The organism is Psychromonas ossibalaenae ATCC BAA-1528, assembly GCF_000381745.1.
GTDB lineage: Bacteria > Pseudomonadota > Gammaproteobacteria > Enterobacterales > Psychromonadaceae > Psychromonas > Psychromonas ossibalaenae.
Genome location: NZ_KB906992.1, coordinates 1 through 14,445 on the forward strand (window position 1 = coordinate 1; position 14,445 = coordinate 14,445).

16 protein-coding genes and 1 pseudogene are annotated in these 14,445 nt (G+C 45.1%); 2 read left to right on the plus strand and 15 right to left on the minus strand.

Annotation, left to right across the window (positions count from 1 at the left end; all coding sequences use genetic code 11):
- A partial coding sequence (locus tag G327_RS24690) for an IS1595 family transposase (RefSeq protein WP_019615245.1) occupies positions 1-289 on the plus strand: 289 nt, incomplete at its 5' end.
- A 12-nt stretch (positions 290-301) separates the two neighbouring features.
- Here the strand turns inward: G327_RS24690 and tatC are convergent.
- The 15 genes and pseudogenes from tatC to agaR form a co-directional block, all read right to left on the minus strand.
- Positions 302-784: pseudogene (gene tatC, locus G327_RS24695) on the minus strand (twin-arginine translocase subunit TatC); the annotation flags it as partial.
- Complete coding sequence (tatB, locus tag G327_RS0113140; RefSeq protein ID WP_019615247.1) at positions 781-1,191, minus strand: Sec-independent protein translocase protein TatB; 411 nt, start codon at positions 1,189-1,191, stop codon at positions 781-783. The pseudogene tatC and the gene tatB, both read right to left, overlap by 4 nt.
- Positions 1,192-1,410 carry a Sec-independent protein translocase subunit TatA gene (gene tatA, locus G327_RS0113145; protein ID WP_019615248.1) on the minus strand — a complete coding sequence of 73 codons (219 nt, stop codon included), beginning with the start codon at positions 1,408-1,410 and terminating at the stop codon, positions 1,192-1,194.
- A gap of 186 nt (positions 1,411-1,596) precedes the next feature.
- A complete protein-coding gene (locus G327_RS0113150; RefSeq protein WP_019615249.1) occupies positions 1,597-2,406 on the minus strand; it encodes a Cof-type HAD-IIB family hydrolase in 810 nt (269 codons plus the stop codon).
- Positions 2,407-2,477: 71 nt separating this feature from the next.
- Entirely contained in the window at positions 2,478-3,560 is a 1,083-nt protein-coding gene (locus G327_RS0113155) for a glycoside hydrolase family 88/105 protein (RefSeq protein WP_019615250.1), read from the minus strand.
- 12 nt (positions 3,561-3,572) lie between these two features.
- The gene (gene kduD / locus G327_RS0113160) at positions 3,573-4,334 is read right to left on the minus strand and encodes a 2-dehydro-3-deoxy-D-gluconate 5-dehydrogenase KduD (protein ID WP_211217232.1); all 762 of its coding nucleotides are present in this window, start codon (positions 4,332-4,334) and stop codon (positions 3,573-3,575) included.
- Between the two features lie 60 nt (positions 4,335-4,394).
- Positions 4,395-5,225 (minus strand): 5-dehydro-4-deoxy-D-glucuronate isomerase, encoded by an 831-nt coding sequence (kduI, locus tag G327_RS0113165; RefSeq protein ID WP_019615252.1) that lies wholly within the window; start codon positions 5,223-5,225, stop codon positions 4,395-4,397.
- A 46-nt stretch (positions 5,226-5,271) separates the two neighbouring features.
- The gene (gene nagA / locus G327_RS0113170; RefSeq protein WP_019615253.1) at positions 5,272-6,420 is read right to left on the minus strand and encodes an N-acetylglucosamine-6-phosphate deacetylase; all 1,149 of its coding nucleotides are present in this window, start codon (positions 6,418-6,420) and stop codon (positions 5,272-5,274) included.
- 2 nt (positions 6,421-6,422) lie between these two features.
- Complete coding sequence (gene agaF / locus G327_RS0113175; RefSeq protein ID WP_019615254.1) at positions 6,423-6,872, minus strand: PTS galactosamine/N-acetylgalactosamine transporter subunit IIA; 450 nt, start codon at positions 6,870-6,872, stop codon at positions 6,423-6,425.
- Positions 6,873-6,932: 60 nt separating this feature from the next.
- The gene (locus G327_RS0113180) at positions 6,933-7,841 is read right to left on the minus strand and encodes a PTS system mannose/fructose/sorbose family transporter subunit IID (RefSeq protein WP_019615255.1); all 909 of its coding nucleotides are present in this window, start codon (positions 7,839-7,841) and stop codon (positions 6,933-6,935) included.
- Complete coding sequence (gene agaW / locus G327_RS0113185) at positions 7,831-8,601, minus strand: PTS N-acetylgalactosamine transporter subunit IIC (RefSeq protein ID WP_019615256.1); 771 nt, start codon at positions 8,599-8,601, stop codon at positions 7,831-7,833. Before agaW ends, G327_RS0113180 begins: the two co-directional genes overlap by 11 nt.
- A 38-nt stretch (positions 8,602-8,639) precedes the next feature.
- Complete coding sequence (gene agaV, locus G327_RS0113190) at positions 8,640-9,140, minus strand: PTS N-acetylgalactosamine transporter subunit IIB (RefSeq protein WP_019615257.1); 501 nt, start codon at positions 9,138-9,140, stop codon at positions 8,640-8,642.
- Positions 9,141-9,172: 32 nt separating this feature from the next.
- On the minus strand, positions 9,173-10,336 hold the full coding sequence (locus G327_RS0113195) for an SIS domain-containing protein (protein WP_019615258.1): 1,164 nt from the start codon (positions 10,334-10,336) through the stop codon (positions 9,173-9,175).
- 9 nt (positions 10,337-10,345) lie between these two features.
- Positions 10,346-11,632: a tagatose-bisphosphate aldolase subunit KbaZ gene (kbaZ, locus tag G327_RS0113200; protein ID WP_019615259.1), complete on the minus strand. Its 1,287-nt coding sequence runs from the start codon at positions 11,630-11,632 to the stop codon at positions 10,346-10,348.
- Positions 11,633-11,681: 49 nt separating this feature from the next.
- Complete coding sequence (agaR, locus tag G327_RS0113205; RefSeq protein WP_019615260.1) at positions 11,682-12,455, minus strand: transcriptional repressor AgaR; 774 nt, start codon at positions 12,453-12,455, stop codon at positions 11,682-11,684.
- Between the two features lie 425 nt (positions 12,456-12,880).
- On the opposite strand from agaR, the gene G327_RS0113210 reads away from it, so the two are divergent.
- The gene (locus G327_RS0113210; protein ID WP_019615261.1) at positions 12,881-14,443 is read left to right on the plus strand and encodes a sulfatase family protein; all 1,563 of its coding nucleotides are present in this window, start codon (positions 12,881-12,883) and stop codon (positions 14,441-14,443) included.
- The last annotated feature ends 2 nt before the right edge of the window (positions 14,444-14,445 follow it).

The window sequence follows — 14,445 nt, forward strand, 5'->3', positions numbered from 1 at the left end:
CCACATAGCAGAAAGTTCGGTATTATGCAGTGATGGTGCTTGGGCATATGTCAGTGTTGCAAAAAACACAAATTGCGATCACAAACGATTGATAAGTGGTAAAAAAAGAGTGATAGATAAAATTTATCATATCCAAACAGTTAATGGAGCAATAGCTCATTTCAAAGGTTGGGTGGATGTAAAAATGCGAGGTGTTGCGACAAAGTATTTGCCACATTATCTTGCTTGGTTTAGAGAAAGTAACTCAAACTTTGATTATCAGCGAATTTTACAATCCGCATACGGGTAACAACACATAAATGGAACAGAGCCCAGTTGCTATAGTGACACCTTCCGGCGCTGTACTGGTGAAAAAGGAAAAAGCTAAGGGGAAAACCACATAATAAGAAAATGCCATACCTAAATAAAATAGCAGCGCACTAGTGACCACCAAAGGCCAAATTAATTTACGTTCATGTTTGTATAAACCCGGTGCAATAAATGCCCAGACCTGATGTAAAATAGCCGGAATGGCAATAAAAAAGGACAGGACAATGGTCAGTTTGATCGGAGTGAAAAACGGCGTCGCTACCCCGGTTGCAATCATACTTGAACCTTCAGGAAGCTGGCTGCTAAGCGGGATTGCTAAGTAGTGATAAATATCATTAGCAAAATAAACCAGACTTAAAAAGAGAACCATAACGATAGCAGTAACACGTAATAAGCGGTCACGAAGCTCTAATAAATGCGTTATTAACGGCAAGCTGTGTTTTGTCTGCGGATCACAGGTTTCACTTGAACTCATTCACTTTTATCCGGTGTAATCGATGCGGCTGACTTGTTAATAATACTGTTTTCATCTGTCTTTACTGTGTTGACACTCTTTTCGGCAACTAATGAGTTTAAGTCTTCATTGCTGGCCTGATATGGACGGGTAATTTTCTGTGCCGTTTTTTTCATATCATCAATTGAGTCTTTAAGCTCAGGATCCAGATCGTTAAGACCCAGCTTACTCGCTTTAACCATATTCTCGTTTATTTCATGCAGCTTTAACTCTTGAGATATTTCAGTTTTGACAGAGTTAGCCATACCTTTGGCAGTATTTACCCAGCGCACAACACTACGGATAGCAGGAGGCAAGCGCTCGGGACCGAGCACTACTAACCCTATTACGGAGATAAAAACCATCTCCCAAAATCCAATATCAAACATTTAAATAGTTTTTCCGCTGAGAGTCTGTTCATCAGCAGCGCTTTTTTCTGATTTTTCATCAAATGCTGGAGAAGTTGACTCTTCATCTTTCACCGCATTTTTAAAGCCTTTTATTGCGCCGCCTAAATCACCACCAATGCCGCGTAGCTTTTTCGTGCCAAAAAGTAGAACTACAATCACTGCGACAATGACTAGCTGCCAGATACTGATACCACCCATAATTTGTTTCCTTCTCTTTCTATTATTTAATTAAACGGTTCCATGCAGGTAACCAGAAAAACTGCCGGCACTGCAAAGAATAATGTTTTAAAAATGTACACCTCGACCGACTCGAAGGTGCTTAACCAAACTCCGCCATAGCGCCTGAAAACTGTTTTTCTATGCTGATAAAAAATAGTTATGGCGCTACAACAGGTGTTTTTGTATATATTCAGCAACAGCCTGGTCAGCACTGCAGCCTATCACTTCATTATCAGGCAGCCGTTTTATTAAACGCTTCTGGCCCTCTGCCATAATCAAACCAAAACCGCTCATTTCCAGCATCTCCAGATCGTTCATCGCATCACCAAAAGCCATATAATTCTCAAGCTTATGCTTATGACGCTGTGCAATGATCTGCAGCGCTTGCCCCTTCGACGTACCGGCTGCGGTTACTTCTAAATTAGTCGGTGTTGACAGGTAAATATTGGCCCGACCGGAAAAAGAACTAATAATAGATTTTTCCAGTTTCGCCAGATAATCACCGCAGGGGTGAGATACTGATAATTTAGCCACATTTTCAGCCGGCGCAGCCGCTTTCTCAAAAAGCTGATAAGTAAAACCGCTGTCGGGATGGTACTTATCTGTATCAGCATAATCTTTGCTTGCTAACCAGGCGTTCTCAGTAAACAGATTAAGGGTAATACTGCTGTCATCTTTAAGCATGGCGGTAATGTTTTTTACCACATCGACATCAACATCTTTCCTGTAGATCAGCTGATCATTCTTATCATGAATCCGGGCGCCGTTGGAAGTGATCAGATAAGCGGGTACAGCCGCTGAATCACGAATATATTTAGCATCGAGGTAGTGACGTCCCGTTGCAACAATAAAATGAATATCCTGCTCATGCAGCGTCTTTAAGGTTTTCCGGGTATAAGCACCGATTCGATTATCGGCGGTTAACAGGGTACCGTCGAGATCCGAGACGACAGCCTTAATTTTTTTATAGCTCATAAAATACACTCTGAGTTTTCAGAAACGTTCTGCAGAAATGAAAAATCCCAGACTAGCTGGGATTTTTATCTTTACTCGGCGAGAATAGCCACTTCCGTAGCCGCCAGCATAAATGCACCAGCTCCATAATCCATATTGTGTTCAAACTTCACATCACGCGGGTTAAATGCAGGCAGCTGCACCCAGCCCATCATGCCGTTATCATGAACAGCAGTCTGCAGTGCACTCCAGGAGGACTCAACAACCGGCAGATAAATCTCACGATCTAAAATGCCGTTATTAACTCCCCATGCCAGACCGTAACAGAACAAAGATGTGGCACTGCTTTCCGGTGCAGGGAAGTTATCCGGATCTAATAAACTGGTACGCCAGAAACCATCAGCCTGCTGATACTTGATCACTTCTGCTGCCAATGCCGTAAACAAATCGATATAAGACTGGCGCTGCTCGAACCCCTCTGGCAGACGTGCCAGAATACGCGGGCATGCTGCCAGCATCCAGCCGATACCGCGCGACCAGAACACCTTCTCACCGTTAGCTTCGCGCAGCTCTGCCCCGCCGTCACCGAACTCATCACGGTACTTCTGACCCAGCTCAGTCGGCATGTAACGGTAGTCACGATAAAACAGTTTCGTTTCAGGATCATAAAGATGATCAATCGAATCCCAAAACGCCGTATGCATGTAATCAACATACTTGCGCTCGCCGGTCACTTTCGACAAAGCAGCAAAGGCAGCTGGTGCCATAAACAGTGAGTCCACCCACCACCAGTCGCGATGACCTGGTTTCGGCTGATCAAGCATAATATCAAACGCTTTAATGGTCGGTTCCAGCGCTTCAGGGATGTTTATTGCTGGGTAGACGTCCAGATAAGCCTGGGCACAAACATGGTCATCCGCAAAACGCGGAAATGCACCGGTACGAAAACCGGTGTGTAATGTGTAGTTCATGACACCATTCAGGTATTCCTGATCGTCAGTCGCCAGCCATGCCGCAGAGGCACAAGACCAGAATACACCACGTTCCCAGTCCGTATCCTTGATAAAGCGAGTCGCGCCGCTGCGACGGATCACGCTGCGAGTCTGGTTTTCAGCCTGATAGCGGTATACCCGCTTCATTACCTGTAAAACACTTTGTTTAGTACCTAAAGCCATCACTTTTACTCCTTAGCGTGCTAACCAGCCGCCGTCAACGGCGATGGTGTAACCATTTACATAATCACTTGCCGGTGAAGCAAGGAACACGATAGGACCAGCCAGATCTTCAGGGGTTCCCCAGCGATTGGCAGGAATACGCTCAAGAATAGCAGCATTACGCGCTTCATCGGCACGCAGTGCTTCAGTATTATCAGTCGCCATATAACCCGGTGCGATAGCATTAACATTTACTTCGTACTGTGCTAATTCATTAGCCAGTGCACGAGTCAGGCCCATTACCGCTGATTTGCTTGCAGTATAAGAAGGAACACGAATACCGCCCTGAAAAGACAGCATAGAAGCGATATTTATGATTTTACCGCCCTTACCCTGTTTAACGAACTGTTTAGCAACAGCCTGAGACAAGAAAAATACAGTTTTCTGGTTAATATTGATCACGTCGTCCCAGTTTGATTCAGAGAAATCGAGGAAATCTTCACGACGGATAATACCAGCATTATTGACCAGTATATCTACACGTCCCATTACCTCAACGGTTTCAGCGACAATATTTTCAAGCTGATCCTGAACCATCAGATTAGCTGTAATGTAGTGAAATTTACGCCCTAATGCTTCGATTTGAGCCTGAGTTTCCGGGGCTGGAATGTGCCCAATACCGACGATATCTGCGCCCGCTTTAGCAAGGCCAATTGCAGAACCCTGACCAAGACCTGTATTACAACCTGTTACAATCGCGACTTTACCGCTTAGATCAAAATTGTTCATGTTAATATCCTAATAATGAGTTAACTACGGCGCAGCTGCGGCACCGTAAATTGAAAGTGTTGAGGCTTATTTCAGGTCGCTCATAGCAACATGGTCCATATCGTGGAAAGTCTGATTTTCACCGACCATTCCCCAGATAAATGTATAAGAAGCAGTACCGACGCCAGAGTGAATAGACCAGCTTGGGCTGATCACAGCCTGTTCGTTACGCACTACGATATGACGGGTTTCACTTGGCTCACCCATGTAATGAAATGCAATGTTGTCGTCTTTCATATCAAAGTACAGATACACTTCCATACGACGCTCATGCGTATGGCATGGCATGGTATTCCACAGGCTGCCCGGCGCTAGCTCTGTCATGCCCATTAACAGCTGGCATGTTGGTAATACATCTGGGTGTAGATATTTATTAATAGTACGGACGTTACAGTTTTCCTGATTACCGATTGTTTCAGGTGAAGCTTCTGCACGCGTAATTTTACGTGTTGGATAAGCATGATGTGCCGGTGCGCAATTCAGATAAAAACGCGCCGGTTGATCGGCATCGACGCTGGCAAAGCTGATCTCTTTAGCACCCATTCCTACATAAACAGCTTCGCGGGCGGCTACTTCAAATCTTTCACCGTCAACAGTAACAATACCTGCAGCGCCGATATTGATAGCCCCTAATTCTCTGCGTTGTAAAAAGAAATCAACCCCAATCTCTTTACCGCCTTCAAAATCTACTGCGCTTGTTGTTGGTACAACACCGCCGACAATAATGCGGTCAATATGGCTGTAAGTCAGATTGATCTGACCTTCCTGAAACATATCTTCAATCAGGAACTGCTCGCGTAACCCGGCTGTATCTAACTGTTTAGCGTGATCACTATGAATTGGCTGACGAATTTCCATCTTTACCTCTTAACTTTTATTTAATTTGTGGTCTGACTGCCGGAATTTATTTTTTATATTCCCACTCGCCGTTAATAATTGTTCCCTGCACCTGTAGTTCATTATCCATAATGGTAAAACTTGCATCTAAACCCGGGGCTATACTGCCTAGGCGATGTTCAATACCCAGGTATTTCGCGGGAACTGCCGATGCCATCTGCACCGCTTCCCATTGTGGAACATCACTTTTAAAAACCATGTTACGCAGCGCCTGATCCAGACTGCAGGTACTGCCGGCTAAAGAGCCGCAGGGACTGCGCGCTTCGCCGTCTGTTACGGTAATAACCTGAGCGCCCAGCTGATAATCACCATCTGCTAACCCGCCGGCACGCATACAGTCGGTAATTAATGCGATGCCCTGGTAACCTTTCATGCGGTAGGCCAGCTGCATCATGACTGGATTAACATGAATACCGTCTGCAATCAGCTCGGCTAACATGTCGTGATATAAAACCGCACCGCAGCATCCAGGCTGGCGGTGATGTAATCCGCTCATGCCGTTAAATAGATGCACACCGCAGTCAGCACCAAGATGGAAAGCTTCAGTTACCTGCTCGAAAGTGGCATCGGTATGGGCCACAGAGGTTTTTATACCGTTTTCTGTCAGCCAGCGGACTGCTTCCATTGCGCCAGTGCCTTCCGGCGCAACCGCAGCTCGGATTAAAGAGCTTCCGGCGGCCTCTTTTAATTCCACCAGCTCAGAAATCGTTGGAGACTTCAAATAAGCAGGCGGATGTGAACCTCGGTGAGGCTCGGTAAAATAGGGCCCTTCTAAAAAACTGCCCAGCAGCTGTGCCCCCTGAGTCTGTTCTTTTCGGGTAAAACTGCGCACGGCAGCTAACGAATCTAAAATATCCTGCCAAGGGGCAGTTACCGTGGTACCAACCCAGCCGACAACCCCCGTTTCAGGCAGCGCATCGGCAATATTCTGCAGGGCCGACTGCGATGCATCCATCACATCCGCACCATCACGGCCGTGGATATGAATATCAATAAATCCTGGTAATAGAGATAAACCTTCAAGCTTGATCAGCTCGCAGTCAGTAGGAATATTTTCAGTGACAGCGGTGATTTTGCCGTTTTCAACTACCACGGCAGTATTCTTTTCAATTCCAGCAGCACCAAAAACTCGATCAGCAATTAAGGCATAACGCATATTTACAGTCCGTCTTCACATTCAAGTTCAAGTTCCGGCTCACTGGCCATTATTTTGTCCAGCTCGGCGCGCATATCCTGTATACAGGAAGTACCGATATCCAGCAGAACTTCAACAAGCTCTTTCAGTCTGGCACCGTCACGTTCAAAAGCAGCATTGGCGATCATCGGCAGGTTGGCTCCGGCAATCAGCTCAACGTTCTCTGTATCCATTAAAATGGCTGAAGCACGGTTCGAAGGTGATCCGCCCGGCACATCCGCGAGGAATAAAACACCGTCTCCAGAATCAACCTGTTTGGCGGCCTGACGTAATTGAGCTTCTAACTGATCTGTTGACATTGATTCAACGAAGTCAACATAAGCCATCTGTTCCTGCTCTCCGGTAATCGCCTTTACAGCCGACTGCATACCGGACGCAAAGTTAATATGTCCTGATACAACAATACCTATCATGGGGAAATCCTTAAAAAATGGGGGAAGTCTCCTTCCCCTTAACTATGTTTGAAATGCGGTTTATAAGATGCCTAGGTAATGTCCGATAACACCACCGGCTAAGGTTGCGAAAATCAATACCGGCGGCTTAGCCCAGAATCCTGTGCCTTTCACCATTTTCAGCATAAAGAACACCAATGCCAGCGGCAGCAGGTTAGGCATAATCTTATCGAACAGTGCAGTCTGCAGTTCAACAACCGCCCCGCCCAGTTCGACTGATAAGGTTGTCTGCACCCGGATAAAGGTGGCCGATAAGGCCCCGATAACAAAGATACCCATTATGTTGGCGGCTTTAGCCATTTTCTCCGTCGAGTCAGCCATACTTACCATGGCGTTAGTACCCGCTTTATAACCCATAAACATCAGGGCAAAGTACACCAGAAAATGTACTGTCTGGTATAAGATGAAGAAAACAAACGGTCCGGCAATCGACCCTTCAATAGCAATGGACGCCCCGAGAGCCAGGGTTAACGGCATCAACGTCATATGGTCAATAGCATCACCAATCCCCCCTGTCGGCCCCATTCCGGCAACTTTCATTACGTTAATCGTCGACGGCTGCTCTTTGTTTTCTTCCATTGCTACTGCAGTACCCAGCAGGAAGGTAAACAGTTTAGGGCTGGCATTAAAGAACTGTAAATGGTTCTTCAGTGCAGTAGCGAAATCACGTTTGTTATTGCCGTGAATACGCTTCAGCGCCGGGATAATTGAGTAGGCAAAACCACCCGCCTGCATACGTTCAAAGTTAAAGTTACCTTCCATAAATAAACCGCGGATAGCACACCACCACAAGTCTTTTTTGGTAATAACCTGACGTACTTCAGTATCCTGGTAGGCATCAATACCATCAGTTAAAACTTGTTTATCTTCTGTATCGCCTGCCATGTCGATGTCGTTCGGTAAAGTACCGGCTGCGCTGTTAGATCCCATCTTCAAATTCCTCTGCTTTTTGATTGTTTGAATTGTCATTTGAGCCGCTAAAGAAGAAATACAATGCGGCTAGCGACGCGCCGATAATTGCTACTGCCATAATTGGAAGCTGCAGGTAAGTTGTCATTACAAAACCGATAAAGAACACACCCGCCACTTCTTTTGACCACATGATTTTAAGCAGCATTGCAAAACCAATTGCCGGTACCATTCTCGCGCCGATACCTAAACCTTCTAACAGTACGGTCGGAGCATTTTCATCAATCCAGGCCGCGCCGTGCTCACCAAAGTAAACCGTTAAGAAAGCAACAACGGCATATAACATCGCACGCAGGCTGATAGTGGCATAGAGAAGATTATCGATACCTTTCGAGTCCCCCTTATCCGCATAATCATCCGCTTTACCCATAGTAAAGGCAGTCATCGCGAAGAAGCCGATAACCAGCATCTGCATAATAACGGCGATAGGCATACCTACACCCATTGCTACTTCAGCCGACTGCCCCGTCATTACTGCAAAAGCAACAGCGGCAATGGTACCCAGAGTAACATCCGGCGGCTGAGCACCGGCGTTAGGCACAAGACCTAACCAGGCTAACTCAAGTGTTGCACCGGCAATCAAACCGATCTGCATATCACCCATAATCAGGCCGATAACCGGGCCGGTAATTAACGGGCGGTGAATATTCAGTGCGACATCGTATTTATCGATACCACAGAAGAAGGCCCAGACAGCGACCAGTAAAGCTTCGTATAACATGCTCTATTCCTTTTTATTTAAGTTAAACCCGTGCTGACTTATGCCGAAGCCATTGCCTGTTCTAATACATCAACAGGTTTTTGATCCGGTGTATTCTGAATGGTGCAGGTCACGCCCAGTTTGACCATACGCTCAAAGGCATTAAGGTCATTTTCATCTACTGATACCGTTTTAGTGATCTGCTTTTTACCTTCATGGAAGTGCATATTGCCGACGTTACAATGGGTAATCGGCACGCCGCCTTCCACCAGCTTAGCGACATCTTCCGGGCTGTTACATAAGATGAAAATCTTCTGTTTAGCAGAGGCTTTGCTGATCACGTCAATGGTTTTCTGTAGTGAGAAAAACCGCACGGCATATTCGCCGCCGGCAGAGGCTTTCATTCCCGCCTGCATAAATGCCGCGTTAGGCCCTTCCGCCGCCGCATCATTTGCTACCAGAATAAGATTCGCTTCTGTCTGCTTACCCCAGGTGATACGGATTTGTCCATGTAATAGACGCTCATCAATACGAGTCCAAACAATATTAGGTGCTGTCATAGTAGTTCTACCTATCGGTTATTATTTAATGATTAACAATTAAAAGGGTGAATAGTCACGCCTTGTACAACTCGGTTAACTTCGCCGCTCGGACAAGGATTATCGGGTGAATTTTTCAGTGATACTGCGCGATGAAATGCATATATCTGAGCGAAAAACATATAAGGAAATAATAACTCAGTATCAGAAACGCTTCTCATGTCGGGAATATATATATGATCTCCGTCCGTTACTGCCTGGTCAGACTGAGCTGTAATGGCGATAACTTTAGCCGCACTCTGATCCTTGCGCAGTTCTTTTAACAGATCCAGATCGTACTTGCGTGTGTAAGCGTCGTTAGAAATAAATACAACGATTAATGTTTTATTATTAACAATGGATTTCGGACCGTGACGGAAACCTAAAGGAGAATCAAAACAGGCAACCACTTCACCTGCGGTTAATTCTAATAGTTTTAACGCACACTCCTGCGCCAGACCTTGTAAGCCGCCGCTTCCCAGATAGATAACACGCTCATAGTCACTGGCAGCGATATCCGCAATACTGCTGTTAACCTGCTGAATCAGCGCATCTGAAACACTGCTGAACAGGTTAACTTTTTCTGCACAATCTGTTTGCCCGGATAAAACCGAAATAGCCGCCACCATCATTGAAGAAAAACTTGATGTCATTGCAAATGATTTATCATTGGTTTCTTCAGGCATTAATAATGCTAATGCTTTACTGTTATTCACACTGCTTTTATAAAGCTGACCTTCGTTATTACAGGTTAAAAACAGGTGATAACAATTACTCAGACACTGGTCTGCAAGCTCAACAGCAGCCACACTTTCCGGGCTGTTGCCTGAACGGGCAAAGGAGACCAGCAGCGTCGGCAGATCTTCAGCAAAATACTGATCCGGATTAGAAACGATATCGGTCGATGCAATCGCTTCAACTCGACGGCCGCTGTCTTTTGCTAATGACGGTGCCAGCGCCTGTCCGGCAAATGCCGAAGTACCGGCTCCTGTCATTACTATGCGTAGATCTTTATGGGCAAATACCTTGTCCATAAAAGGTCCAATCTCGGCTTGTCTATTTGCAACAATTGCCTGCGTTTTTTTCCAGCATGACGGCTGCTGTTCAATCTCTTTCGCAGTCCAGAATGCCTTTAAATTGTCTAACTCTTTTTCTGAATAACCTAAATACTGATTCATAATCTTCTTTTAACCTTTACTTTGCTGACATGCGCTTGCGTAACTGCGTAATACTTCTTGAATGCTGTCTAATACCAGAGACTTCGGATCTGCCTGTACATCTCCTTCCCGAACACCTTTAAACTGGATAGGTAAATATTGGTTTAATAACGGCAGAGAGATACCGGTACGGGATAAGTTAGTGAACAGCTTGTCCTGTGCATTCTGGATAGACTGCTCAGGCCAGTAATAGCGAATACGATCACTAAAACTGTAGCTGCGTGCAAAACGCTGTTGAGATTCTGTTCCCTGGTAGTATTTTTCCCAGTAACCAGGCGCGGCGCACATCTGCTCTTCAATGATTTCTTTAAAGTTTGAACAGTGTGCTTTGGCAATAATCTGCTCTTCTACATCAGCGAGGTTATAAAGTGCTTCACGCATAGCAAACGTTAACGCCGGTCCGACTTTTAAAATGGCAAAATGCCCTTCAACTAACGCTTTATAAGCACTGTCTGTCTGGTAGTCTGTTGAGTGAGCTTCAAAAATCAGATTATCGTAATCATTAACAACGGCACTGAGTTTTTGAGCTTTTTCAGGTTTGAAATCAATAATACCGGTATGATCAAATTCCACACCCGGCTGCACAACTAAACCGATAACACGAGGCCAGCAGTCACTGACACCGGCTTTCTCAAAAGCCTGCTTATGGCAGTTAATGGTTTTGTGAGCAGCTTCAGGAGATGTGACTTCAAGCTCTTCAAGCTCTTCAGCCGCACCGCCTGGAACTGGTACTTCAGTACCGATAACATAAACAAGGTCGCTGCTGCCGAATGCTTTAACTGCCGTTTTTTCTGCAATATCAGCTAAACGCGCGGCACGCTGTGCAACGATTTCGTCTGAAAGAGGAACGGGATCACCAGCACAAGACATACTGCAGTCGAGGTGAATCTTGGTAAATCCAGCTTCAACATAAGCGGCGATAAGATCATCGGCATTATTCATCGCTTCTTCAGAAGGCAGGTTCTGCCAGCGGTTTGGACCGAGGTGATCGCCGCCTAAAATAAGATTTTCTGCTGGAAACTGTACTGTTGCGGCAAGTTGTAAAACAAACTCTTTAAAGTCCACCGGTTTCATTCCAGTGTAACCGCCAAACTGATCTACCTGATTAGAGGTCGCTTCGATCAGTAATAGTGACTGGTCATTTAAAGCCTGCTTCAGCGCGGCTTCAATAACAAGGGGGTGGGCTGAGCAGACAGAATAAATACCATTCTTTTCGCCTGCTTTATTGCTCTGTACTAATTTTTGAAGGGTGTTCATATACTAACTCCACAGTAAACATTTACAATGCGGCAGTGGAGTTAGTTAATCAGTCTTCTTCTACAATAATAACTTCAACTTTCATCTCACGGAGACTTTGTAAATAGTCTTCCGGAATATTCGCGTCTGTTACTAAGATATCAATATTTCCGAACTCTCTAATCATGTGGCAGCTGCGTCGACCAAACTTTGTTGAATCGGTCACTGCAATAACCTGTTCAGAAACATCACACATTAACCGGTTAAGACTTGCTTCCTGCTCGTTATGTGTGGTGATACCTGCTCTCAAATCAAAACCGTCAACACCTAAAAAGACTTTATCAAAACGATAATTCTTCAGGCTGGCTTCAGCTTGTGAGCCGGAAAAAGAGAGTGCATTCTTACGAAGCACTCCGCCTGACATCAGCACATCTACACCAGGTGCCGATACCAACTCCATTGCTACATCCAGACCACTGGTCATTACCACTACGTTTTCTAGTTTTTTCAAGCTAGAAGCGATTTCTCGTGTAGTCGTTCCAGAATCCAGAATAACTGTGTCACCATTGTTAATCAGTTTGGCAGCAGCCTGAGCAATAAAAGATTTAACACCCGCATTCTGGCGGCGTTTCTCTTGCACTGTCAGTTCTGCAATTACCCCTGAATTTGGAATTGCCGCACCATGAGAGCGAATCACATAGCCGTTCTTTTCCAGAAAACTCAGGTCACTGCGAATAGTGACACTCGATACATTAAATTTTTCGGCTAGGTCCTCAACACGCGCTTTACCATTCTGGTTAACCATGTTGACGATTTCCATACGCCTTTCTATAGCACTTTTCACTTCGTTTCCTTACAAACTCAATGAAACTGCTTTCGTTTAATTTCGAATACAGCTTACACTTAAAAAATAAAGTAGCAATACGTAACTTTGAAACTTTGATCGCTTTCACAATCTTTCGCTAAATCACGCTAAAACTTACGCATACTTACACATTAGCTTGCATTATATCTTGATAAAGTCATTTCACCTAATGTGAAACAAAAATTTACACAAAAACTTTCGAAAAGACAAAAACACAAGAAAACAACTTTCAATAAGCTTCATTACCTTTTTTGTGATCGATTACACAGCTATTTAATCTTCGATAACTTACGATACGCAACAATTCGGAAGCTAGTGAAGATATTAAACCGTTGGGGAACGATAGAATTTCAAAACACTAGTCTTTCATTTAGTTTCTAATTTTTTCATTTATGGAGTTGAACATGTCAATAACCCGTCGCGATATGCTGAAAGGAATGGCAGCCACCAGTGCATTTGCAGCTGCCTCTTTAACTGCCGGATGCTCTACATCTACAGCAGCCGGCAAAACCGGTGAAAATAGTGAAGCACCAGCCAAAAAACCTAACCTGTTAATTATCTTTCCCGATGAGATGCGTACCCAGGCATTAGGCTTTATGAATGAAGATCCATCCCTGACTCCGAATATTAATAAATTTGCAGCACAGAGTGTGGTACTGAAACAAGCGGTTTCTAATTTCCCGTTATGCACGCCTTTTCGCGGTATGTTAATGACAGGTCAATATCCTTACCGTAACGGTATTCAGGGTAACAGCCATACTGCAGACGCGGGACAATTCGGCGGCAAAGACTTTGGTATTGAACTGAAAAAAAATACCACTACCTGGTCTGATATCCTTAAAGAGCAGGGCTACAGCATGGGTTATATCGGCAAATGGCATCTTGATACGCCGGAAACACCTTTTGTACCCAGCTACAACAATCCAATGGAAGGACGTTTCTGGAACGACTGGACAGCACCCGACCGTCGCCATGGTTTTGACTTCTGGCATGCATACGGTACCTACGATCTGCACTTGAAACCTATCTACTGGACCAATGAAACACCACGAGATAAACCGCTGCAGATTGACCGCTGGAGTCCGGAGCACGAAGCAGATGTTGCGATTGATTATCTGCGTAATACCGACGGAAAATTCAGAGACAGTGACAAGCCGTTCACCTTAGTCGTTTCAATGAATCCGCCGCACTCACCGTATGATCAAGTACCGCAGAAGTACTTAGACCGCTTTGAAGGTGAAACATCTGAAAGCCTGAATACACGCCCGAACGTGCAGTGGGACGTTGATTATCAAGAAGGTTACGGACCAAAATACTTTAAAGAGTATATGGCTATGGTCAACGGTGTTGATGAACAGTTCGGCCGGATTATTGACGAGCTGGACCGTTTAAATTTAAGCGAAGATACGCTGGTTGTTTTCTTCTCGGATCACGGCTGCAACATGGGCTCAAACGGCATGCCGACTAAGAATATTCACTATGAAGAGTCAATGCGTATTCCGATGATCTTCCGCTGGCCGGGTAAATTATCTGCTAAGCATGATGATCTTCTTTTCTCGGCACCGGATATATATCCAACCCTGTTTGGTTTAATGGGCATGTCCGACTTGATCCCGGATACCGTCGAAGGCGCTAATTTCGCACGAACCGTTCAAGGGTTAAGCGGCGATAAAGCACCAACATCACAACTGTATAGTTTCATGCCTTACGGCGCACAGTCATACGGCCGCCGTGGTATCCGCACCGATCGCTATACGCTGTCGATTGACCGCAAAATAGGTAAACCACTGACCTACGTTTTACACGACAACCAGGTAGATCCCTACCAGATGAAGAATATAGCAGAGCAGAATGAGAGGTTAATAAAGCAGCTCATTGAACAAGAACTGCTGCCGTGGCTTGAACATACCGGCGATCCATGGCGCCCGACTGAAGTACCTGAGCATGTATTAAATGCTTATACCTGATA